The sequence below is a fragment of the Pararhizobium sp. LjRoot255 genome, assembly GCF_964252905.1.
Classification (GTDB): Bacteria; Pseudomonadota; Alphaproteobacteria; order Rhizobiales; family Rhizobiaceae; genus Pararhizobium.
In genome coordinates, this window is the sequence record NZ_CAXUPQ020000001.1 from 677,655 (window position 1) to 699,054 (window position 21,400).

The following is a 21,400-nucleotide window of genomic DNA, read 5'->3' on the forward strand; positions in this document are numbered from 1 at the left end:
GGTGACCGCTCAAGGCAGCAGCGACTTCAAGTCCGCTTCAGGATTTTCGAGGATGGAGCGGTCCGGCGTCAGCCCCTGCTCGAGCAGTTTCTTGCCCGTCACATAGGCCTTCGCATCATTGAGCGCGTCGACCGCGATCAGCTTGCCCTGCATGAAATACCAGACGGAGACGCTGCCCTCGCGCTGGCCCTTGCGTACGATCGTTTCGTCGTGGCCGAGACCGAAGCCGGCGATCTGCAGCTTGACGTCGTACTGATCGGACCAGAACCAGGGTTTCGGATCATAGGGTGCCTCGCCGCCGGCGAGCAGGGCAGCCACCGCCTCCGCCTGATCGACGGCGTTCTGGACCGATTCAAGCCGGATGCGCATCCCCTTCCACGGCAGCACGGCGCAGTCGCCCATGGCGCGGATCGAGGGATCAGAAGTGCGGCCGAATTGGTCGACGACGATGCCATTGGCAACCTCGAGACCTGCGTCGTTGGCCAGCGCGTCATTGGCCGTCACGCCGATACCGACGATCACCAGATCGACCGGAATGGTCGAGCCATCGGTCAATTGGGCGGCGGTCACGTGTCCATTCGTGCCGGTCAGCCGGACAAGCCCGGTGCCTTCGCGAATATCGACGCCGCGTGTCTTGTGGATATCACGCACCAGATGAGAGGTCGCGGCCGAGGCGACGCGTTGCAGGATGCGATCCGCCATCTCGATAACCGTGACATCGAGCCCACTCGAACGCGCGATGGCTGCGGCTTCCAGGCCGATATAGCCCCCGCCGATGATCAGGGCGTGCCTGTCGGGCTTCAATTCATCCGCCAGGCGGTCGGCATCGGCGAAATCGCGCAAGACGAACACCCCCTCGAGATCGCCACCGACGCTGGCGGGCAGCTTCCGCGGGGTCGAGCCCGTCGCAAGCGCCAGCACATCATAATCGAGTTTCGAGCCGTCGCTGAGCATCACGGTCTTGGCGGCGCGGTCGATGGCTGTGACGGTCGTCAAAAGACGCACATCGACGTTGTGCTCGGGGTACCAGCTCTCCGGCCGGTACAGCAGCCGGTCGAGGTTCATTTCGCGCAGCAGATATTTTTTCGACAGCGGCGGGCGCTGGTAGGGAAGACTGGCCTCCGCGGCGACGATCGTCACCGGACGTTCGTCCTTCAACGCCCGAAGCTTGGCTACCAGGGCAAAGGCCGCCTGACCGCCGCCTGCAACAACAAGTCTACCTGCCACGTCTGTTCCACCCGTCGAGAAAGCTTCATTTTCCCGAGAGGTAGCCTGTCCGCCCAAGTCACGTCAACTCAGGCGGACGGATGGACAAGCGCGGTCATTCGCGCCCGGGGATTTCCATGCCCTTCTGCGTGGCCGGGCGGGCAAGGCCGCGATCGACCCAGGCCATCACATTCGGGAAGCTCGAATATTCCAGCACATCGGCGCCGCCATAGAATTTGCGGGCACCCTCGATCCAGGGATAGGTAGCGATATCGGCGATGGTGTAGTCATCGCCCATCAGCCACTGGCGGCCCGTCAACCGGCCCTCAAGAACGCCGAGCAGGCGCTTGGCTTCGTCGCGATAGCGTTCCATCGGATAGGAATTGTTGGCGACCTTGTCGGCGGCGAATTTGAAGAAATGGCCGAACTGGCCCAACATCGGCCCGACGCCGCCCATCTGGAACATCACCCAGCAGAGCGTCTCGTAGCGTCCGGCGGCATCGGCCGAGATCAGCTTGCCGGTCTTTTCCGCCAGATAGACGAGGATGGCGCCGGATTCGAACAGGCCGATCGGCTTTCCGTCCGGACCATTGGGGTCGATAATCGCCGGGATTCGACCGTTCGGATTGAGGGAAACGAACTCCGGCGTCTTCTGGTCATTGTTGCCGAAATCGATGCGGTGCGGCTCATAGGGCAGACCAAGTTCTTCCAAGGCGATGGAAATCTTCACGCCGTTCGGCGTCGGCAGGGAATAGAGCTGAATGATATCGGGATTTTTGGCGGGCCAGCGGGCGGTGATCGGGAAGGAAGAAAGATCGGCCATGGAGAACTCCTTGAGGTGGGAGTTACCCATATAGGACAGTCGTGTCCAAAATGTTAGACTGATGAGTGCAACCAGCTGCAGTTTTTGCAGCGCCCACACGCCCTTCCGACCTATCCGAGTGCCCCGCGCATAGCATCGATGATCCTCGTCACCAGCGGATCACTCTCATGCTCCGGCTTGCGCGCCCGCACCAGGCAAGCCTCGGATTTAAGCATGATGCCGTCCGACAGGATTTTCAGGTGATTGGCCTTGAGCGTCGAGCCGGTCGTGGTGATGTCGACGATGATATCGGCGGAGCCTGAGGCGGGCGCGCCTTCAGTGGCGCCCAAGCTTTCGACGATGCGGTAGAGCTGGATGCCGTGCTGGGCAGAAAAGAACTGCTGCGTCAGCCGCCAGTATTTCGTGGCGATCGCCAGCCGGCGCCCGTGGCGGGCGCGGAAATCGGCGGCGACGTCGCCGAGATCGGCCATGGTATCGACATCGAGCCAGATTTCCGGAACGGCGACGACGACATCGGCATGGCCGAAACCGAGACGGGCGCAGATTTCGACGCGGGCGTCGGCCTCCGCAAGCTCCTCGCGGATCAGGTCTTCGCCGGTGACGCCGAAATCGATCGAGCTGCTGCCGATCTCGCGGGAGATTTCGGAGGCCGAGAGGAACGCGATCTCGACGCCATCGAGACCTTCGACGCGGCCGCGATAGGAGCGCTCGTTGCCGACGGCGACGATCTTCAAACCCGCCTTTTCGAAGATGGCGGAGGCATCGTCCTTCATCCGGCCCTTGGAGGGCAGAGCGATGGTAATGGTCATCGGGTGGCCTCCCCTTGTCGCTGCACAAGCGCCTGTTCGATCCGGTCGAGCCAGAGCGCGAAGCCGACGGCCGGGATGCGCGCCTTGGCGCCGAGCAGCGTCATCAACCGGTCGAAACGGCCGCCACCGGCCAACACCGCCGAGGAACCGTCGATGACGACCTCGAAGACGAGGCCGGTATAATAATCGAGCGGACGTCCGAAGGCGGCGCGGTAGGTGAGAAGTCCCGGATCGACGCCGGCATTGCCGAGCGCCGCCACCCGCGCGTCAAAGTGCGACAGGGCGCCGTCCAGCGTCAGGCCGGATTTTTTTGCGAAGGCAAACAGCGCCGCCGGCGCATCGGCGAGTGGTACGTTGAGCGACAGGAACTCGCGCAGGAGGCCAAGCGTGCGGCCATCGAGCGCGGTCTTTTCCAGCGCCCGCTTCTCCTTCAGCCTAGCTGCGATTTCCTTCGGGCTGCGGCTGGCATTGGTGGAATAACCGGTTTCCTGCATGGTCTCGTCGAGATGGGCGATCAGCGTCGCATCATCACCAGAAGCCAAAAGCGCCTCGATCTCGGCGCTGAGGCCCGTCACCGGCTGCGGGCTCGAAAGCCGCGTCAGCAGTGCGTCGATCTGCGCCGAATTGCCGAAGGCGTGGATCAGGCGCTTCTGCCAGCCGGCGGGCAGACCGCAGGCGGCGACCACGGCTTCGAAGACCGACTGGTCGCCGAGCGTCACCTTGAGGCGGCGGCCCGGCAGCCGTGCCGAAAGGATTTCGATGGCATCACTGATAGCACGGGCATCGGCGCCGGCCACATCCGTTTCGCCCAGGTCCTCGATTCCAGCCTGATAAAATTCGTTGGCGCCTTCCCGACGCTGGCGAAAGATCTCGCCGAGATAGGAATAACGCTGCGGCGTGCCGGTTGCGGTCTCGATATGGCGCAGGCAGACGGGAATGGTGAATTCCGGGCGCAGGCACAGGCTTTTTCCCGTCTCGCTTTCGGTCATGAAGATGCGGCGGCGCAGGTCTTCGCCCGCCATGTCGAGGAATGGTTCGGCCGGCTGGATCACCGGCGTATCGACGCGCAGCGTCCCCAGCCGCTCGAAATCGGCGAGCAGATCGGCGGCAAAGGCTGGGAGGTTGATCAGGGGCATAGGAAACAAACCTTTCGATCGGAGCGAGCATACCCCCCTCTGTCCCTCCGGGACGTCTCCCCCTCAAGGGGGGAGATCAGCCGCAGGCTCTTTGCCTCCCTGACGCTCGACGTGAGGGAAAAGAACGATCTCCCCCCTTGAGGGGGAGATGTCAGCACCGCTGACAGAGGGGGGTAAACTCTCCTCACCCTCAAGCGTCCTTGCCGTTCCGCGCCCGATCCTGCGCCTGCGCCGCCAGCATCTCGCGCACCTTGGCGACGAGGTCGCCCTCCGGCACCGAGACCTGCGCGACGCGGGCCTCGCGCCATGCGACGTTGTCCTCGATCTCGCCCGACAGGCGCTTGCCCTCGATCAGGTCCTTGATCTGCACCACGCCTTGCGAGCGCTCGTCGCCGCCCTGGATGATGGCGAGCGGCGAGCCGCGGCGATCGGCATATTTCAGCTGGTCGCCGAAATTCTTCTTGTTGCCCTGGTACATCTCGGCGCGGATACCGGCGTGGCGTAGCTGTTGCGTGAACTGCTGGTACTTGCCGAGGCTTTCCGTGTCGCGGTCCATGACGCATACGACGACCGGTGCGATCACCTCTTCCATGCCGAGCTTGCCGAGGTTCTTCAGCGCCGTCATCAGGCGCGAGACACCAATCGAGAAGCCCGTTGCCGGAACCGGCTGGCCCATGAAGCGCGAGACGAGGCCATCGTAACGCCCGCCGCCGCCGACCGAGCCGAAGACGACCTTTTCGCCCTTTTCGTTGGTGACGGCGAACTGGAGTTCGGCTTCGAAGACAGGGCCGGTGTAGTATTCGAGGCCGCGGACGACGGACGGGTCGATCTTGATGCGGTCGGAATGATAACCCGATGCTTCAAAAAGGCTTCGCATAGTTGCCAGCTCCCGCAGCCCATCGGAAAGCACATGGACCGCCAAAACATCAGGAAAGCCTTTTGGAAACCCTCCTTCAAGTTCGGAAGTTTGGCTACCGTCTGCATGCTTTTTCAGAACAAAGGTAAAATCAAACATAGAGAAGAGAGCTTCTATCTGGCCTTCATTCAACCCCGCGCCCTTGGTGAAATCACCGCTCTCATCCTTGCGGCCGGGGCCGAGCAGCAGTTTCACGCCCTCCGGCCCAAACTTGTCAAGCTTGTCGATGGCCCGAAGCACCGCCAACCGCGCATTGGCATTCTCATCGCCGCCCAGCCCAATCGCCTCCAGTACGCCATCCAGAACCTTGCGGTTGTTCACCCGGATCACATAATCGCCGCGCTTGATGCCGAGCGCTTCCATCGTGTCGGCCATCATCATGCACATTTCGGCATCGGCCTGGACGCCGGCGGCGCCGACCGTGTCGGCGTCGAACTGCATGAACTGGCGGAAACGGCCCGGGCCCGGCTTCTCGTTGCGGAAGACGTAGCCGGCGCGGTAGGTGCGGTAGGGGAGCTGGATCTCGTTGAAATTTTCGGCGACGTGGCGGGCGAGCGGCGCGGTCAGGTCGTAGCGCAGGCTCATCCACTGCTCGTCATCGTCCTGCAGCGAAAACACGCCTTCATTCGGGCGGTCGGCGTCGGGCAGGAATTTTCCCAGCGCATCGGTATATTCGAACAGCGGCGTCTCGACCGGGTCGAAGCCGTAGCGCTCATAGACTTCGCGGATCTTGCCGGTCATCTCGTCGACGGCGCGGATATCGGCGGCGGAGCGATCGACGAAGCCGCGCGGCAGGCGGGCTCTCAGCTTCTGTGGCTTGTTCTTTTTGTCGTTCATCGGGGTCCGCACTTTCAGCGTCGATCGGTCATTTTGATCGGTCAGGGGAATTGGCGCTTTCCCTATCCGATCAAGGCCAAGGCGGCAAGTCTCTGCGCGGTTTCGAACGGCTCCAAGAGCATCGTCCGGCGCGCATTGGCTGGGGCGACATGCATTAAAGCGGCCGCGACAGCGTATCCCAGTTATGGACTACCGCGCCCTCGGCCATCGGCGCCTCGGTCTGCGGGATGAGGATCGAATGGGTATCGCCACGGATGACGCCCTTCAATTCGGACTGGAAGCTCAACCGCTTGAACTGCACGAAGCCGTCCGGAATGGTCGTCACCGACATCGAGGCCCCGCCATAGAAATCGATACTGGCAAGTTCGCCCGCCTTGAGGCTCGCGACGATGGCGCGATCTTCGATGAAATCGTGGTAGAGCCCGGTCATGTAGCGGCGGATGCTCTTGCCGACCATCGCCCGCATCAGCGGCGTTTCGGCAAATTCCTGCCGCGAACCGGCGAGGTAGCGGATATCCTCGCCTTCCCAGAGGTTGCGGCTATCACGCGCATTGACGATCGACCGCAAAAGCACGTTTCCGGCATAGACGTCGGCCCTGCGCAGGAAATCGACGATCGCGCCGGTGGCGCGCAGGTCGGGCGTTGAAATGCCGCGCTCCCAGCGCGAAACCGTCGGCAGGGAAAAGCCGAGCTTCCAGGCGATATCGCCCTGGCTGAGGCCCGCCTTCAGCCGGTAGTCCCGAAGCTGCGTGACCAGCTCACCCTGCACCAAAATCATCGACATGCCGTGTTTTCCAAAATCCAGGATTGAGTAACTTACAGAATCAAAACCAAAAGGTCAGTAAATGATCAATCCACGGCATTTAAGTTGCGGTTTTTGTGCACTATTTTCAATTCCATAGGGAGCGTTTCCCGCAGTCTGAAGCGGAACGATGAAACACAAGAACAATTCTTTTTTCCCGGCGGGTAAAGCCCTATTTCGTAGGCGCAACCGCCTTGATGGCAAAAACCGTCTCGTTTTTGCAAAAGCCGCCCGTGCGGCGGGAGAGCAAGGAGCGGAAGACGACATGCTGCAGTTGATGAAACCGGGATTCGGCACGATCCTGCCAGGCGACAGCCGCGCCCACGAAGAATGGGTCGCGGCGCTGGTGGGGCGGGACTATCTTATCGAAAGATGGCATTGCGACCTTTCGACCGGCATATTTTCCGTCGGGGAGACAACCAAAACGCGGCACTGTCTTGGCGACAGGCTCTGCGGATTGCTGGATATCATCCGCAGCTATCATGAGGACCATCACAAGACGGTGCTCAACATCCTCGAAGAGGCCACCGCTGCGGCGTCCTCCTTCTGCTTCTGCACGATGCTGCAGGAAGAGGATGGCGGCGCCCTGCCGGTGTTCTGCGTCGGGACTTCGACCGTGGGCGCTTCCCTGGCCGGCGGTCGCATGCAGGGCATCTTCGCCTTCGCACCGGCAGACGGCTGAACATCTTTTCAGGAAAACGCGCCGCATTGACCGACCCCTCCCGCCAGCACATAATTTCAACCAGTGCGTGGGAGGACGTCATGAAGATCTTTAAGAATATCGCCGGCATCTTCGCCATATTGCTCGGCGGGCTGTGGATGTTGCAGGGGTCCAATATCCTTACTGGCAGCCCGATGTCGGACGACAAGGAGTGGCTGGTGATCGGCGCCCTTCTGGTGATCTTCGGCGTTGGCCTTCTCTACCAGAACAACCGGCCCGCCTCCCCAACCTACTGAAGCGTGGGCGAGACACGTTTTCATGGGCGCGCGAATGACGCGCGCAACTGCTCAACCTTTGCTCGGCAATAACACCCCTCGATATGGTCGTTGACCAGTCCCATCGCCTGCATGAAGGCATAGACCGTCGTCGGACCGACAAAGGTCCAGCCGCGCTTTTTCAGGTCCTTCGATATCTGTACCGAGGTCGGCGTCGTCGGATTGGCGACGATCTCCTCGTAGGTCACTGCCTTCGGGCGCTCGTTCGTGCCCGGCTCGTGGCTCCAGAAATACCGGGCGAGCGTGCCGAATTCGGCTTTCAATTCCTGCGCCCGCCTCGCATTGTTGATCGTCGAGACGATCTTGCCGCGATGGCGGACGATGCCGGGGTCGGCAAGGCAGCGCTCGACATCGGCATCGCCGAAGGTGGCGACCACTTCGAAATCGAAGCCGGCGAAAGCGGCGCGGAAGGCTTCACGCTTTCTCAGAATGGTCAGCCAGGACAGGCCGGACTGGAACCCTTCGAGGCAGATCTTCTCGAACAGCCGGATGTCGTCGGCCATGGGCCTGCCCCATTCCTCGTCGTGGTAGCGCTGGTAGTCCGCCAGATTGGCATGCCAGGCGCAGCGCACGAGGCCGTCCGCGCCGGTGATGGTTCCCTTTGCCGTCACTCAATTCTCCCTGTTTTTCGTGCTTTACCATTTGCCAACCATAGTCCTAAAGCGGGCAATAACCCTACCCAAAGCTTTAGCCCGCCGAATGCCTTTTAATGAACCGGCATTTACCATTCGGTCGTCCCCGGGTGCCACCATCGCCCCATTCCGCCAAGCCTCTTGGCGTTCATATCCATCCCGCCCTTCGCCTAGCCGGCGGACGGCGGAGCTATGAGACAGTCCCGGCGAAAGGTAGCGTAACCGTCCGATGATGAAGAAAACCATGATCCTTGCGACGTCCCTGTTCGTTGCATTTTCCAGCCTTGCGGAAGCGCAGGACCGCTATCAGAACCGACCGCCGGTCGTCATCAGCCCGGACCTGACGGCCCCTTGGATCACCCAGCTTGGCGGCAGCGTCCAGCCCGTCGTCTACCGTCAGCAGCGCCCTGTAGACGCTCAGATTAAGCGCGCCACCCGAAAACAGTATCTGTTCCAGCGCCGCGTCAAGCGCTCCGGCGTTGCCGTTGCGCAACCGGTGGCCATGACGCGGGCACAGAAGCCGGCGCAACGCCAGTTCGACCCGCAATTCCTGCCACAGGCGGTCGCTTATGAAACGAAGGAAAGACCGGGCACGATCGTCATCGATACGAACAGCCGCTTCCTCTATCTCGTTACCGGCAATGGGCAAGCACGGCGTTACGGCGTCGGCGTCGGCAAGCCGGGCTTCGAATGGGCCGGCGTCCACAAGGTGACCCGTAAATCCGAATGGCCTGTCTGGACGCCCCCATCCGAAATGATCGCGCGCGAAGCGGCCAAGGGGCATTATCTGCCTGCCAGCATGGAGGGCGGCTCGGCCAACCCGCTCGGCGCCCGCGCCATGTATCTCGGCTCGACGCTCTACCGCATCCACGGCACCAACGCCCCCTGGACAATCGGCTTCGCCGTCTCGTCCGGCTGCATCCGCATGCGCAACGAGGACGTGGTCGATCTCTACGAGCGCGTGAAAATCGGCACCAAGGTCATTGTGATCTAAGCCACCGCTTGCCCGCTAAAGGGCCATAGCGTGGCCTTTCAGCAACAGGGGTTCCCGGGGTTACAGTCCTGTCGGTCACATTTACTCTATCCAAGACCCGTTAGACTTGCGTAAGACGCAATATTGAATAGCGTTTCGCAGCTTGGGGCTGGAGAGGGAATCCTGTAGATGAAATATGCCTTGCAGACATTGGTCGCAATCGGTTTTGCGGCCGCTGTTACATTTGGCGCGTCGAGCGCTTCGGCTTTCATGCCGGCCGAAACCGTGAAGTCCACATCGGATGTCACGCTGGTGGCGATGGAGAAAAAACCGGCGAAGCAATTCTGGCGCACCAAGGTGCGGCTGAGTACCGACGAGGCGCCGGGTACGATCATCGTCGATACCAACAACAAGTACCTCTATTATATTGAGGGCCCGAACAGGGCGACCCGTTATGGCATCGGCGTCGGCCGCGAGGGCTTCGGCTGGTCGGGCGTCGTCAAGGTGCAGCGCAAGGCGGAGTGGCCGGGCTGGACACCGCCGCCGGAGATGGTCATCCGCGAACGCAAGAAGGGCCGCATCCTTCCGGCCTTTCAGGAAGGCGGCATCGACAATCCGCTCGGCGCCCGGGCGCTCTACCTCTACAAGGGCAGGAGCGATTCCGGTTTCCGCATCCACGGCACCAACCAGCCCTGGACGATCGGCCAGAACATGTCTTCCGGCTGCATCCGCATGATGAACAAGGATGTCGAACATCTCTACGAACGTGCCGACATCGGCACCAAGGTCATCGTCATCGGCCCCGGCAACAAGCAGGGCGATGTGTCCTATGACGATCGCGGCGTGGATATCCTGCGCACCATCTTCGGCGGCTGATGACACCATCTCCCCCTTGAGTGGGGAGGTCGCGACAAATTCACGGGTGGGGGGTGATCCCTTTCTTGTCGCGAAAGTCACCCCACCCCGTCGCTGCGCGCCGACCCTCCCCCTCAAGGGGAGGGTGAAATCGCAGTCGGCCGCTCACCGCCATAGGCCCAGTCGAGCAGTTCCACCGTGTGCAGGATCGGCATCTGTGTGCCGGTAGCGATCTGGGTGATGCAGCCGATATTGCCGGTGGCGATGATATCGGCCTTGGTTGCCTCGATATTCTTCACCTTGCGCGCCTTCAGCGTCGCCGAAATCTCCGGCTGCAGGATGTTGTAGGTTCCGGCCGAACCACAACAGAGATGGCCTTCAGCGGGGTCGCGGACCGTGAACCCGGCATTTTTCAAAAGCAGCTTCGGCGCCGTGGTGATCTTCTGGCCATGCTGCATCGAACAGGCCGAGTGGTAAGCGACGGTCACGTTTCTCGCTTCCTGCCGCGACAGATCAAGGCTTGCCAGGTATTCTGTGATGTCCTTTGCCAGCGCCGAGACGCGGGCGGCTTTTTCCGCATAGGCCGGATCGAGGCGCAGCATATGGCCGTAGTCCTTGATCGTCGTGCCGCAACCGGACGCGGTGATGACGATGGCATCAAGCCCGCCCTCGTCGGCCGCCTTGATCCAGACGTCGACGTTACGGCGAGCGGCGACAAGCGCCTGTTCCTCGCGGCCCATATGGTGGACGAGCGCCCCGCAACACCCCTCGCCTTCCGGCACCACGACCTCGACACCGAGCCGCGTCAGAAGCCGGATCGTCGCCTCGTTGATCTCCGGCCTCAGGACCGGTTGGGCGCAGCCGGTGAGAATGGCGACTCGGCCGCGCTTTTCTGCGTCTGCGGCCCGTGTTCCCGGTTGGGCTGCGTTGGACGGTGGCGCAAGGAGACGTGGCGCCAGGTCGAGCATGACGCCGAATGTCTTCAGGAGCGGCATCCGTTTCATCAGTCCCGCAAACGGCCGGCCGAGCCGGGCAGCCCTGAGCGCCAGCCGGAAGCGTTGGGGATGAGGGAGCACCGCCGCAAGCGCGGCCCGAACCAGCCGGTCCTTGAGCGGCCTTTTGTAGGTGTTCTCGATGTGGATACGGGCGTGATCGACCAGATGCATATAGTCCACGCCGGAGGGGCAGGTGGTCATGCAGGCAAGGCAGGACAGGCAGCGGTCGATGTGGGTGACCACTTCCTCATCCGCCGGCCGGCCGTTTTCCAGCATGTCCTTGATGAGATAGATGCGCCCGCGCGGGCTGTCGAGCTCATTGCCGAGCGTCACATAGGTCGGACAGGTGGCGGTGCAGAAGCCGCAATGCACGCATTTGCGCAGGATCGATTCGGATTCTGCGACATGCGGATCGGAGAGCTGGGCTGGGGTGAAGTTGGTTTGCATCAGGCGTGAGGCTCCGTGTGTGCGGAAGCATACCCCCCTCTGCCCTGTCGGGCATCTCCCCCACAAGGGGGGAGATTGCAAGCGGCACTATCCCCGCTCCAACAAAACTTTCCGTATTGGCAGAAAGACGCTTGGGAAAAAAACGATCTCCCCCCTTGTGGGGGAGATGTCACGCAGTGGAGGAGGGTAACGCGCGTCATACTCAAATACCCATCTTTCCCGGATTGAAAATACCTTTCGGATCGAACCTTTCCCTCAATCGTGCCGACAATGCGGCAACGGACGAAGCTTCCGGTTCGAACGCCGGCGTCACGGCGCGGATGATATCCGGCGCTCGTACCAGCGTCGCATGTCCGCCGCCCAGACCCCTGACGTAACGGCGCAGCAGATCGGCTTCGGCGTCGGCCTCCATGCGCAGCCAGACAAGGCCGCCCTGCCAATCGTAGAAGGCATCGACGCCCGCCTCCAGCCGGAGGGCGGCCACCAGTCGATGTCCGGCGGAAGGAGCGACGGAAACACGCCAGAGCGGCTTTTGTGTGCCGTCGACATAGGGTTTGACATCGCGGACTTCCCGCCAGAGGGATGTTGTCGCATCATGATCGAGAACAGCAACGGGCGCGATCGATGCGAAGGCGGCAACGAGCTTTTCGCGGCGGACGGTGACAGAGGCGTCCAGGCCTTCAATTCGCAACGCCGTTGCAGGGCCATCCGGGAGACTGCCACCGAGGAAACGCGATCGCACGCTTTCCGGCAGATGCGCAGCACCTGAGACCTCGACCGGCAGGGCCATTGCCTGTGCCATGACCGCTGCTGCTTCAGCATCATCGAGCCCGGACAGGACGATCGTCGCCGAGGCTGGCGGTAATGGCAGAACCTTGAAGGTCACTTCCGTCAGCAGCCCCAAAGTGCCGTGCGAACCGCAGAGCAGCTTGACGAGATCGAGACCGGTGACATTCTTCATCACCCGGCCGCCGGACTTGATGACCTCCCCTGCCCCGTTGGCGAACCGGATGCCGAGCAGGTGATCGCGTGCCGCGCCCGCCACGAGGCGGCGTGGGCCGGAGGCGTTGGTGGCGAAGACACCGCCGATCGTCGGCTCGCCCGTGGTCGCCATGACGCCACGATAATCGAGTGGCTCGAAGGCGAGAATCTGACGGTTTTCACGAAGCGCCGCCTCGATTTCGGCGACGGGCGTTCCGGCCTTTGCCGTCATGGTCATTTCGGCCGGATTATACGAAACGACCCCCGACAGTTTTCGCGTCGAGAGGACCCGGTCGGCAGCCACCGGATTGCCGAGGCCCGCACGCGTCGCGCCGCCCTCTATCTTCAGCGTCAGGTCATTGCGGGCAATGGTGGCGACGATACCGGCCGCCTCCGCTTCGGTTTCCGGCTCGAATATCGGGATCATGCGGCAGGGCGCCCCTCGAGCGGAAAGACCTTGGACGGGTTCATGATCCATTGCGGGTCGAAGGCGGCGCGGGCGGCCATCTGCTGGTCGAGGTCGGCCTGGCTGAACTGATGCCGCATCAGGTCGCGTTTTTCGATACCAACGCCATGTTCGCCGGTAAGGCAGCCGCCGGCATCGACGCAGAGCTTGAGGATATCATTGCCCGCAGCTTCCGCGCGCGCGGCGTCTTCCGGATCGTTGATGTTGTAGAGAATAAGCGGATGCATGTTGCCATCGCCGGCGTGGAAGACGTTGGCGACGCGCAGACCGTATCCGTCGATGATCTCGCTGGTCTTCTTCAGAACATAGGAGAGCTGACCGAGCGGCACCGTGCCGTCCATGCAGATATAATCGGCGATGCGGCCGGTGGCACCGAAAGCCGACTTACGGCCCTTCCAGATCAGCGCCGCTTCTGTTGCCGACTGGCTCTCCTTGATCGTCGAGACGCCATGGCGGCGGGCGATTTCGATGATGTTCGAAAGCATCGCCTCCATCTCGGCTTCCGAGCCCTCGACCTCGATGATCAGCAGCGCCTCGACATCCATCGGATAGCCTGCATGTGCGAAGGCCTCGCAGATGCTGATGGCAGGCTTGTCCATGAATTCCATGGCAACCGGGATGATACCGGAGCCGATGATTTCGGCGACGCAGGAGCCGGCTTCTTCCGAGGAAGGGAAGCCGAAAAGAACCGGTCGTGCGCCTTCCGGCTTGGCGATCAGCCGCACTGTCGCCTGCGTCACGATACCGAGCTGGCCTTCCGAACCGCAGACGAGACCGAGCAGATCGTAAGCCGGCGCATCCAGCGCCTTGCCGCCGAGTTCGATCACCGTGCCGTCGAACAGCACCATCGTGACACCGAGCAGGTTGTTGGTCGTCACCCCGTATTTCAGGCAATGGGCGCCGCCGGAATTCATGCCGATATTGCCGCCGATGGTGCAGGCAAGCTGCGAGCTCGGGTCCGGCGCGTAGAAGAAACCATCGGCCGAAACGGCTTCGGAAATGTTGAGGTTTGTCACGCCGGCCTGAACCGTGGCCGTGCGGTTGGCGAAATCGATATCGAGAATACGCGACATCTTCGACAGGCCGATCACCACCGCATCCGCCTGCGGAATCGCACCGCCGGACAGCGACGTGCCTGCCCCGCGCGGCACGACGGGAATGCCGTAGCGGCTGCAATATTTCAGAACGGCCGCCACCTGCGCCGTCGTCTCGGGCAAGGCGACAGCAAGTGGCACCCGGCGATACGCAATGAAGGCATCCGTTTCGAACGGCACCAGCCCGCGCGTCTCACTGATCAGACAGCCGGGCGGCAAAAGGTCCGCAAGGTCTTCGATGATGGCTGCCCGGCGGGAAAGGACGCTTTGCTTCGGCTCCAGAAAGGCGATCGTCTCCGGCATTTCGTCCTCCCGATCCGCACTTCACGCGAAAATTGGTATTTTTTCTTTACCACTATCGTCACGACGCAGCAAATGTTAATCAGTTTTTCCGTTTTCGAAACAATGGTCAAGATTAATGACAAATCTGGGCGATCTCGAAGTCTTCACCCGCGTCGTTTCGACCGGCAGCATGTCGGCCGCAGGCCGAGCGCTCGGCTTTTCACCCGCCGTCATCTCCAAGCGGATCAAGCGGCTGGAAGACCGGCTCGGCACGCGATTGCTGCAGCGGACGACGCGGCAGATCTCGCTGACCGAAGCGGGACAGGGCTTTTATGATCGCGTGCTCGGCATTCTTGCCGGTGTCGAGGACGCCGAAGCCTTCGCCTCCGGCCGTTCCGGCCAGCCGCAAGGAACGCTTCGCGTCACGGCGCCAACCTCTTTCGGGCGCATGCATGTCGCGCCGCATCTGACCCGCTTCGAGATGCATACCGAACTTGTCGTCAACATCGTCCTGTCCGACGAATTCACCGACATCGTCGCGGAAGGCTTCGATCTGGCGATCCGCATCGGCGAACTCGACGATTCCAGTCTCGTGGCACGAAAACTGGTGTCGGTGCGGCGCATCCTGTGCGCTTCGCCCGCCTATATCGAGCGCTACGGCATACCGGAAACCGTCGATGATCTCGGCCGGCATGTCTGCCTGCGCCAGCACAACCACGACACCTGGAAGCTGGAAAGCCGGCAGGGTTCACTGAGCTACAAGCCGCAGGGCCGGCTAGTCACCAATTCGTCGGAAGTCGTGCGCGAAGCGGTGCTCTCCGGCGCCGGCATTGCCCTGCGCTCGACCTGGGATATCGGCGGCGACCTGAAGTCGGGGAGGCTGCTGCAGGTCTTGCCTGCCTGGGAAGGCTCCAGCAATCTCTTCGTCTCCGCCCTCTACCCAAGCCGCCAGTTCCTGCCCGCCAAGGTCCGCCTGTTCATCGACTATCTGGCCGGGCTTTACGGGCCGCAACCCTATTGGGAGCGGTAAATGTCCGGCGGGACGAACTCCCAGAAGTCGTATTTGCGACCGTGCTCCTTCCGCAAGGCGGCAACATAGGCATCATGTGATATCAATCCGTCATTGCCACCGGGGCGCGCGGCAAGCGTGAAGAGCGTTGCAAGATAGTCTGCTCCGTACCCATAGGCCTGAGACAGGCCTCGGCCGATGATGCGGTCGAGCAGAGCCCTGTAGAGAACGGTTGCCGCGGCCGGATGATCCTCTTCGAAAGCCTTGGCGGCAGGCAGAAGAAATTCATAGAATTCCCCCTCCCAGGCGTCGGCTCTTGCGACGACATAGCGCGCAGCAAGATCGAGCCTTGGCCATGCCAGATAAAACCGCAGCGCCGCGTGGGGATTGCTATGGCGTTCAACGAAGGCGAAGGCCTTGTCGAGAGCCTCGAACTCCTCGAAATCACCGGCCTTGGCAATGTATTCGCGCAGCATCTCGACATCGAGCCGCTGTTCGAAGGCCTGCCAGCGCAGTGCCTGTGATGCCGGACGATCCTTCAGACCATCGAGAATGGCGGCCTCAAGCCGTTCCTTGTCCGGCAGCGGCTTGAGATCGCCGCTGAGGATATCGGCGCGGCGGGCAAAGCCAATCCGGGACTTGCGGTGCTTGCGAACCCAGATCAACGCTTCCGCATGGCGGCCGGCAGCAAAGAGCCGTTCGGCAATGACAGTCGGTTCGCGCAGCGCCTCCGGCAGGGCTTCCTCAATCGCCACATGGGTGTCGAGATCACCGCGTGCATCGGCAATCGCGCGGCGCACGTAAACGAAAGCGGGCAGAAAGGCCGTTCCAACCGGTATCTTCATGGTCGCGGCAAGCGTTTCGTCCCATGCCTTTAGCACGCCCGGCGACAGCACGGCCGCAATCCGCACCGCGAGCAACGTCCTGAAGCCGTGATAGTCCATCCCACCGAGGGCCGGCGTAATCAGCATGGGGATCTGCGCCTGCTGCTCGGCAGACGCCGCCTGCGTCAATCGCCCGGCAGCTTCGCAGGCCTGACCGTAAATTCCGGCGATGCGTCCGCTGGAATCGTTGACGCGCTCGGCGATACCCTCATAGCCGAGCACGAACCGGATCAACCGCTCCAGCGCCATGCCGGGGTCCACTGCGCCGAACTCCTTGACGATGCTGGCGGAGATACTTTCGAGATCGTTGCCGAAGGCGCGTTCCTTTTGCCAGCGGATGCGCGAGCGGGCTTTTTCCAGCATGGCCAAACGGCTGTCGATCAATTTCGCGACGCCCGCGGCGCCGCCGATGCCGGCCAGCGCCGCATTCAACCGCTTCTTGAAGGACGGATTGAGCGCCGCTTCATCCAGCGCGATCTGCACGAGCCTTTCAAGGCCGAGCACAGTCAGCCCATCCTGGTCCAGCTTCGCCTTCTTTGCCGCTTTCGCCATGGTTCTGAACCGACCGAATCTTCTTCAATATGGCTTAGACTTAAAGGCTTTCACGGTCCTCGTCTGCATGGTGCTTGCGGATCGAGCGGACGACGAGCCACATGGAGATCACGGCGACGGGGACGAAGAGACCGGTGAGCACGCTGGATTTCACCGGCAGGCCCTCGCTTTCCAGGGCTTTGGCGAGGTAGCCGAACAGGCCGACGACATAATAGGAAATGGCGGCGACAGACAGGCCTTCGACGGTCTGCTGCAGGCGCAGTTGCAGCTTGGCGCGCCGATCCATGGAGTTGAGCAAAACGCCGTTTTGCCGTTCGAGTTCGACATCGACCCAGCTTCTGAGCAGAGCGGTGGCACGCGTCAGCTTGCGCGACAGGTTTGCCTGACGTTCTTCGACCGACTGACAGGTGCGCATGGCAGGCGCCAGTCGCCTTTCGAGGAAGGTGCCGAGGGTTTCGTAACCCGGCACGCCGGTTTCGGTCAGCGAGCGGATGCGCTCCTGGACGATGCCGTAATAGGCACGGCTGGCGCCGAACCGGTAGAGGCTGAGGGCGGCGCCCGCCTCCAGTTCGGCCGCCAGCAGCGTGATCTCGGCCAGCATTTCGTCGGCCTTTTCCCGGACGCTGCCGCGCATCTTCTGGGTGACGCCGGTCAGGCCGTCCTCGATGCGGCGGATATCCGGCGACAGCGATTGCGCCAAAGGCAGGCCGAGCATGGCGAGCGTCCGGTAAGTCTCGATGTCAAGCAGCCGCTGCACCAGCGCGCCCGTTCCCGCCTCCGTCATGCCCCGGTCGATGACGAGAATCTGCGTCAGGCCGTCACCATTCTGGCGGAAATCGGTGAGCACCACGGCCTGACCGTTCTTGACGTCGCTGTAACAGAGGCTGGTGGGATCAAACGCGCTCATTGCCGCGCGGGTCTCTTCCGTATCCGGCCGGATTTCGAGGCGGATGCCGGAAATCAGGCTTCCCGGTGGGGAAAAACCATCGCCGAAAGGATGGGTGGTCACCTCGCCGCCGAAACGGTCGGGAATGACGCCGTCCCAGAAATAGGTCGAGAATTCGGTATGCCGCTCCCAGCGCAACGTGCCCTGCCCCCAGGACACGGCATGATGGTTGGCTTCGCGACTCGGCGGCGAGACGCCGCGGGCGCGCGACAGTTCGGACAGGACGGCATGATCGACGGAAGAGCCGCCGTCCGTCATGAAGGCGAGCTGGAAGATGACGCGAGGCGATGTCACCAGCGCATAGGGACGCGAATGGATCTCGCCCAGCGCCTGCGCGCGGGCCGGTGCCGACGGAAATGCAAAACTACCCTTGCCCATGAGGCGTTTTCCCCTCTCACGCGTCAATCAGAACCCTCTTATCAACAGGTCGAGCAAAAGGGAAAGGACGCTTTGACGCAGTTACAACTTTGTTTGCCAACAGCATTCCACAAAGTGGCTAAAGAAATTGACCACTTTGGCGCAGATGACTAGATTGGCGCCAAGGAGAAAGCCCGCCGTGACTGACGACACCATTGATGCCTATGCCCCCATCCCTCACAGCCGGACATCCGCCGAAATCATCCAGCAGATCGAGCTCCTGATCCTCGAAGGCGTGTTGCGCGACAACGAGCGGCTGCCAAGCGAAAGGGAGTTGTCGCGCCGGTTCGACGTTTCCCGGCCCATTTTACGCGAGGCGCTGAAGGAACTGGAAGCACGCGGACTGCTGATCAGCCATCACGGCGGCGGCACCTTCGTGGCCGATGTCATCGGCCAGATTTTTTCCAAGCCGGTGATCGAACTGATCGCGCGGCACCAGAAGGCGACGCAGGACTATCTCGAATATCGCCGCGAACTGGAGGGCATGACGGCCGAGTTTGCCGCCCGGCGTGCCACCCGCTTCGACAAGGAGATGTTGACGCGCATCATGGAAGAGATGCGCGCCGCGCATCTCGCAGGTTCGGCGGAAGGCGGGCTGAAGACCGATGTCGAACTGCACAGCGCCATCGGCGAATGTGCGCACAATATCATCCTGCTGCATACGCTGCGGGCCTGCTACCGGCTCTTGAGCGGCGGCATCTTCTTCAGCCGCGAGATGCTGTTTGCCGCGCCCGGCGCGGGTGACAAGCTGCTCGCCCAGCACGAAGCCATCTACCAGGCCATCATGGCTGGTGATGCGCAGGCAGCGCGGGAGGCGGCGCAGGCCCATATCGATTTCATCATCACCGCAACCCGAGAGGCGGAACGAACGGGAGAATGGGCCCGCATTTCGCAACTGAGGCTGCAACAGCGGGGCGGCCAGACAACAAGCGCCTAACCCGGCGGACATCTGACCAGCCGTGCCCCCGATCCGTCCGGCCGCTGAACAAAATTCTGTACGCATGGCGCCAATGCCGCAAACAAGCTCCAAAAGGGCGCGAACGGCACATTTTTTTTGCAGTGCAATCCTACTAAATTGCCCGTCTTCTGCGCCTCCGCCCTCTTCTTCAGGGCGCCGCGAATACTATATGTGTTTGATAAAATCTGTGCGTTTACAGGCCGCATAATGCGAGCATAATCAAGCGATATTGCAGATAGATTGATTCTCTTGTTTTGAAAGGATGCCCCGACGTTGAACATTCTGAATCGCATAGCCGCAGACGTCCGCCTGATGTTCCGCCGTCCGGTGAGAATGCAATGTGCCGCACTGTGCTATCGATTCAAGAAGAAGAGCGCGGTGCCTGAAATGCTGCTTATCACCAGCCGCGACACCGGCCGCTGGGTCATTCCCAAAGGATGGCCGATGGAAGGCAAGCTGTGTCATGAAGCCGCCGCACGCGAAGCCTATGAGGAAGCTGGCGTCAGGGGCGAAGCCGGGGCGGAACGCATCGGCTTCTACATGTACGACAAGGCCATGGATCACGGCCTGAAAATCGAGTGCATGGTTCAGGTTTACCCGCTAGTGGTTCTGGACATGCTGAAGAACTTCCCGGAAAAGGGCACGCGGAAGGTAGAATGGGTAAGCTTCGCAGAAGGCGCCAGTCGCGTCGTCGAGCCAATGCTCAAGGATATCATTCTGAGGTTTGAACAGCGTCTGCTTGCCACCATGAACCCGGCCCCGCAGGCCGTGGCACGATAAGCTCCCGACATCACATGGATAGCTTGACGCAAGCTACGTCTGATCCCGCTGCGCCTTTTAGCGCCTCGGCTGCATGAACTGGAGAACAGACGGTGGCAAAGCCGCGCCCGCGCCTCGAAAAACCGACGCTCGACGAGTATCTGGACAAGGTAACCCTCGCTGAACAGGTCACGCAGCATGTCCTGAAGCCTTGGGCAGGCGTTGGCCTTGGCATTCTCTTCCTTATCGTCAGCATGATTTTTGCCGCTGCCTATGTGTCCGAGCAGCCGGGTTACCTGATCATCATAGCCGCCGCTGCGGTTGCTGCTTACATGGCGATGAATATCGGCGCAAACGACGTCACCAACAATGTCGGCGCGGCGGTCGGATCCAAAGCGATTACCATGACGACGGCGCTCGTCATCGCCGCCATCTTCGAAGTTGCGGGTGCCGTGTTTGCCGGCGGACGCGTCGTCTCCACCATCGAGGCGGGCATTGTCGATGCAGCACAAATGCCGACGGGCCTTTCCTTCGTCTGGGTGATGATGGCGGCGCTGATTTCAGCCGCGGTCTGGATCAACATCGCGACCTGGTCGGGCGCCCCGATTTCAACCACCCACTCGATCGTCGGCAGCATACTCGGATCCGGTGTCGCGGCTGCAGGCTTTTCCGCCGTCCACTGGGTATCGCTTGCAGGGATAACGGCAAGCTGGATGGTTTCCCCCATCCTCGGCGGCGGCATCGCAGCGCTGCTTCTCGCCTTCATCAAGACCTTCATCATCTACCGCGAAGACAAGGTCGAGGCGGCTATTTTCTGGACCCCCATCCTGATCGCCCTGATGACCGGGGCCTTCGCCGCCTATTTTGCGTTGATCGGATTGGAAAAGGTCATCGACGTTTCCCTGGCGAACGGCACGCTCGCCGGCCTGTGCGTAGCGGTGGCTACCATCGTTGCCTGCAGGCCCTGGGTCGTTCGCCAGGCCCAGGGGCTCGACAATCGCAACCAGTCGCTGCGCAAGTTGTTCCAGATGCCGCTGATTCTTTCGGCAGCCCTTTTGTCTTTTGCCCATGGCGCCAATGACGTTTCGAACGCGGTGGGTCCGCTTTCGGGGATCGTCGCAAACGTCAACGGAATGGTCGTCCCTGATACAACGCACGTGCCGCTGTGGGTCATGCTGATCGGGGCGTTCGGCATCTCCTGCGGATTGCTTCTCTTCGGGCCGAAGCTGATCCATTTGGTCGGCGAGGAGATTACCAAGCTCAACCCGATGCGCGCCTTCTGCGTTGCCCTGGCGACGGCGGTCACCGTCCTATTGGCAACGACGCTCGGATTGCCCGTCTCCACCACTCATACGGCCGTCGGCGCGGTCTTCGGCATCGGCTTCTTCCGCGAATGGTACACCCGCAATTCGAAGCGGCGCCTGGACTACGTTCGGCGCAAGACCGGGCAGGCGGACTTCGAGCGGTACATCGAACACAGTCCTGAAGAGTTGCACCGGCGGCGTCTGGTGCGACGATCGCATTTCATGACGATCGTTGCCGCCTGGATTATCACCGTCCCCGCTTCGGCTCTGCTTTCGGCGGCCGTTTATTGCGTCCTCGCGGCGCTGTTCATCTAGGGATCT

Annotated in this window: 20 protein-coding genes; 8 read left to right on the forward strand and 12 right to left on the reverse strand. The window is 61.7% G+C overall.

What is annotated here, in order from left to right; genetic code table 11:
- Window positions 1-9 precede the first annotated feature (9 nt).
- From ACSQ2W_RS03450 to ACSQ2W_RS03475, 6 genes are all read right to left on the reverse strand, one after another.
- Window positions 10-1,227, reverse strand: a complete 1,218-nt coding sequence (locus ACSQ2W_RS03450; RefSeq protein WP_436084994.1) for an NAD(P)/FAD-dependent oxidoreductase — start codon at window positions 1,225-1,227, stop codon at window positions 10-12.
- Window positions 1,228-1,321: 94 nt separating this feature from the next.
- Window positions 1,322-2,029, reverse strand: coding sequence for a glutathione binding-like protein (locus ACSQ2W_RS03455; RefSeq protein ID WP_436084995.1), 708 nt, complete (start codon window positions 2,027-2,029; stop codon window positions 1,322-1,324).
- Between the two features lie 110 nt (window positions 2,030-2,139).
- Window positions 2,140-2,838: an ATP phosphoribosyltransferase gene (gene hisG, locus ACSQ2W_RS03460; RefSeq protein ID WP_436084996.1), complete on the reverse strand. Its 699-nt coding sequence runs from the start codon at window positions 2,836-2,838 to the stop codon at window positions 2,140-2,142.
- Window positions 2,835-3,974: an ATP phosphoribosyltransferase regulatory subunit gene (locus ACSQ2W_RS03465; RefSeq protein WP_436084997.1), complete on the reverse strand. Its 1,140-nt coding sequence runs from the start codon at window positions 3,972-3,974 to the stop codon at window positions 2,835-2,837. The genes hisG and ACSQ2W_RS03465 overlap by 4 nt, the downstream gene beginning before the upstream one ends.
- A 190-nt stretch (window positions 3,975-4,164) precedes the next feature.
- Window positions 4,165-5,727: a histidine--tRNA ligase gene (gene hisS, locus ACSQ2W_RS03470; protein ID WP_436084998.1), complete on the reverse strand. Its 1,563-nt coding sequence runs from the start codon at window positions 5,725-5,727 to the stop codon at window positions 4,165-4,167.
- A gap of 154 nt (window positions 5,728-5,881) precedes the next feature.
- Window positions 5,882-6,511, reverse strand: a complete 630-nt coding sequence (locus ACSQ2W_RS03475; protein WP_436084999.1) for a helix-turn-helix domain-containing protein — start codon at window positions 6,509-6,511, stop codon at window positions 5,882-5,884.
- A gap of 283 nt (window positions 6,512-6,794) precedes the next feature.
- On the opposite strand from ACSQ2W_RS03475, the gene ACSQ2W_RS03480 reads away from it, so the two are divergent.
- Window positions 6,795-7,211: a hypothetical protein gene (locus ACSQ2W_RS03480; protein ID WP_436085000.1), complete on the forward strand. Its 417-nt coding sequence runs from the start codon at window positions 6,795-6,797 to the stop codon at window positions 7,209-7,211.
- A gap of 80 nt (window positions 7,212-7,291) precedes the next feature.
- Window positions 7,292-7,486, forward strand: a complete 195-nt coding sequence (locus ACSQ2W_RS03485; protein ID WP_436085001.1) for a hypothetical protein — start codon at window positions 7,292-7,294, stop codon at window positions 7,484-7,486.
- 20 nt (window positions 7,487-7,506) lie between these two features.
- Here ACSQ2W_RS03485 and ACSQ2W_RS03490 read toward each other — a convergent pair whose 3' ends face one another.
- Complete coding sequence (locus tag ACSQ2W_RS03490; protein WP_436085002.1) at window positions 7,507-8,136, reverse strand: DNA-3-methyladenine glycosylase I; 630 nt, start codon at window positions 8,134-8,136, stop codon at window positions 7,507-7,509.
- Between the two features lie 250 nt (window positions 8,137-8,386).
- On the opposite strand from ACSQ2W_RS03490, the gene ACSQ2W_RS03495 reads away from it, so the two are divergent.
- Window positions 8,387-9,151, forward strand: coding sequence for a L,D-transpeptidase (locus ACSQ2W_RS03495; RefSeq protein WP_436085003.1), 765 nt, complete (start codon window positions 8,387-8,389; stop codon window positions 9,149-9,151).
- A gap of 168 nt (window positions 9,152-9,319) precedes the next feature.
- The gene (locus ACSQ2W_RS03500; RefSeq protein WP_436085004.1) at window positions 9,320-10,006 is read left to right on the forward strand and encodes a L,D-transpeptidase; all 687 of its coding nucleotides are present in this window, start codon (window positions 9,320-9,322) and stop codon (window positions 10,004-10,006) included.
- Window positions 10,007-10,119: 113 nt separating this feature from the next.
- Here ACSQ2W_RS03500 and glcF read toward each other — a convergent pair whose 3' ends face one another.
- The 3 genes from glcF to ACSQ2W_RS03515 all read right to left on the reverse strand — a co-directional run bounded on the left by glcF (window position 10,120) and on the right by ACSQ2W_RS03515 (window position 14,271).
- Window positions 10,120-11,427 carry a glycolate oxidase subunit GlcF gene (glcF, locus tag ACSQ2W_RS03505; RefSeq protein ID WP_436085005.1) on the reverse strand — a complete coding sequence of 436 codons (1,308 nt, stop codon included), beginning with the start codon at window positions 11,425-11,427 and terminating at the stop codon, window positions 10,120-10,122.
- Window positions 11,428-11,629: 202 nt separating this feature from the next.
- The gene (locus ACSQ2W_RS03510; protein ID WP_436085006.1) at window positions 11,630-12,835 is read right to left on the reverse strand and encodes an FAD-binding protein; all 1,206 of its coding nucleotides are present in this window, start codon (window positions 12,833-12,835) and stop codon (window positions 11,630-11,632) included.
- Window positions 12,832-14,271 carry an FAD-binding oxidoreductase gene (locus ACSQ2W_RS03515; protein WP_436085007.1) on the reverse strand — a complete coding sequence of 480 codons (1,440 nt, stop codon included), beginning with the start codon at window positions 14,269-14,271 and terminating at the stop codon, window positions 12,832-12,834. Before ACSQ2W_RS03515 ends, ACSQ2W_RS03510 begins: the two co-directional genes overlap by 4 nt.
- Window positions 14,272-14,386: 115 nt before the next feature.
- Between ACSQ2W_RS03515 and ACSQ2W_RS03520 the strand changes: the two genes are divergently transcribed.
- The gene (locus ACSQ2W_RS03520; RefSeq protein ID WP_436085008.1) at window positions 14,387-15,280 is read left to right on the forward strand and encodes a LysR family transcriptional regulator; all 894 of its coding nucleotides are present in this window, start codon (window positions 14,387-14,389) and stop codon (window positions 15,278-15,280) included.
- Here the strand turns inward: ACSQ2W_RS03520 and ACSQ2W_RS03525 are convergent.
- A complete protein-coding gene (locus ACSQ2W_RS03525; RefSeq protein ID WP_436085009.1) occupies window positions 15,265-16,695 on the reverse strand; it encodes a DUF6880 family protein in 1,431 nt (476 codons plus the stop codon). The genes ACSQ2W_RS03520 and ACSQ2W_RS03525 overlap by 16 nt on opposite strands.
- 40 nt (window positions 16,696-16,735) lie before the next feature.
- A complete protein-coding gene (locus tag ACSQ2W_RS03530) occupies window positions 16,736-18,019 on the reverse strand; it encodes a DUF3422 family protein (protein ID WP_436085010.1) in 1,284 nt (427 codons plus the stop codon).
- Between the two features lie 178 nt (window positions 18,020-18,197).
- Here ACSQ2W_RS03530 and ACSQ2W_RS03535 point away from each other — a divergent pair, with 178 nt between their 5' ends.
- The 3 genes from ACSQ2W_RS03535 (at window position 18,198) to ACSQ2W_RS03545 (ending at window position 21,394) form a co-directional block, all read left to right on the forward strand.
- On the forward strand, window positions 18,198-18,995 hold the full coding sequence (locus tag ACSQ2W_RS03535) for a FadR/GntR family transcriptional regulator (RefSeq protein ID WP_436085011.1): 798 nt from the start codon (window positions 18,198-18,200) through the stop codon (window positions 18,993-18,995).
- Between the two features lie 294 nt (window positions 18,996-19,289).
- Window positions 19,290-19,796 (forward strand): NUDIX hydrolase, encoded by a 507-nt coding sequence (locus ACSQ2W_RS03540; RefSeq protein ID WP_436085012.1) that lies wholly within the window; start codon window positions 19,290-19,292, stop codon window positions 19,794-19,796.
- Between the two features lie 92 nt (window positions 19,797-19,888).
- On the forward strand, window positions 19,889-21,394 hold the full coding sequence (locus tag ACSQ2W_RS03545; protein ID WP_436085013.1) for an inorganic phosphate transporter: 1,506 nt from the start codon (window positions 19,889-19,891) through the stop codon (window positions 21,392-21,394).
- Window positions 21,395-21,400: the final 6 nt, after the last annotated feature.

What these genes read in the sequence shown, in the direction of transcription:
- hisS (WP_436084998.1), bottom strand. Translation starts at nt 5,727, where the DNA reads ATGAACGACAAAAAGAACAAGCCACAGAAGCTGAGAGCCCGCCTGCCG.
- ACSQ2W_RS03480 (WP_436085000.1), top strand. Translation starts at nt 6,795, where the DNA reads ATGCTGCAGTTGATGAAACCGGGATTCGGCACGATCCTGCCAGGCGAC.
- ACSQ2W_RS03455 (WP_436084995.1), bottom strand. Translation starts at nt 2,029, where the DNA reads ATGGCCGATCTTTCTTCCTTCCCGATCACCGCCCGCTGGCCCGCCAAA.
- ACSQ2W_RS03495 (WP_436085003.1), top strand. Translation starts at nt 8,387, where the DNA reads ATGATGAAGAAAACCATGATCCTTGCGACGTCCCTGTTCGTTGCATTT.
- ACSQ2W_RS03475 (WP_436084999.1), bottom strand. Translation starts at nt 6,511, where the DNA reads ATGTCGATGATTTTGGTGCAGGGTGAGCTGGTCACGCAGCTTCGGGAC.
- ACSQ2W_RS03500 (WP_436085004.1), top strand. Translation starts at nt 9,320, where the DNA reads ATGAAATATGCCTTGCAGACATTGGTCGCAATCGGTTTTGCGGCCGCT.
- ACSQ2W_RS03485 (WP_436085001.1), top strand. Translation starts at nt 7,292, where the DNA reads ATGAAGATCTTTAAGAATATCGCCGGCATCTTCGCCATATTGCTCGGC.
- ACSQ2W_RS03465 (WP_436084997.1), bottom strand. Translation starts at nt 3,974, where the DNA reads ATGCCCCTGATCAACCTCCCAGCCTTTGCCGCCGATCTGCTCGCCGAT.
- ACSQ2W_RS03530 (WP_436085010.1), bottom strand. Translation starts at nt 18,019, where the DNA reads ATGGGCAAGGGTAGTTTTGCATTTCCGTCGGCACCGGCCCGCGCGCAG.
- ACSQ2W_RS03510 (WP_436085006.1), bottom strand. Translation starts at nt 12,835, where the DNA reads ATGATCCCGATATTCGAGCCGGAAACCGAAGCGGAGGCGGCCGGTATC.
- hisG (WP_436084996.1), bottom strand. Translation starts at nt 2,838, where the DNA reads ATGACCATTACCATCGCTCTGCCCTCCAAGGGCCGGATGAAGGACGAT.
- ACSQ2W_RS03515 (WP_436085007.1), bottom strand. Translation starts at nt 14,271, where the DNA reads ATGCCGGAGACGATCGCCTTTCTGGAGCCGAAGCAAAGCGTCCTTTCC.
- glcF (WP_436085005.1), bottom strand. Translation starts at nt 11,427, where the DNA reads ATGCAAACCAACTTCACCCCAGCCCAGCTCTCCGATCCGCATGTCGCA.
- ACSQ2W_RS03520 (WP_436085008.1), top strand. Translation starts at nt 14,387, where the DNA reads ATGACAAATCTGGGCGATCTCGAAGTCTTCACCCGCGTCGTTTCGACC.
- ACSQ2W_RS03525 (WP_436085009.1), bottom strand. Translation starts at nt 16,695, where the DNA reads ATGGCGAAAGCGGCAAAGAAGGCGAAGCTGGACCAGGATGGGCTGACT.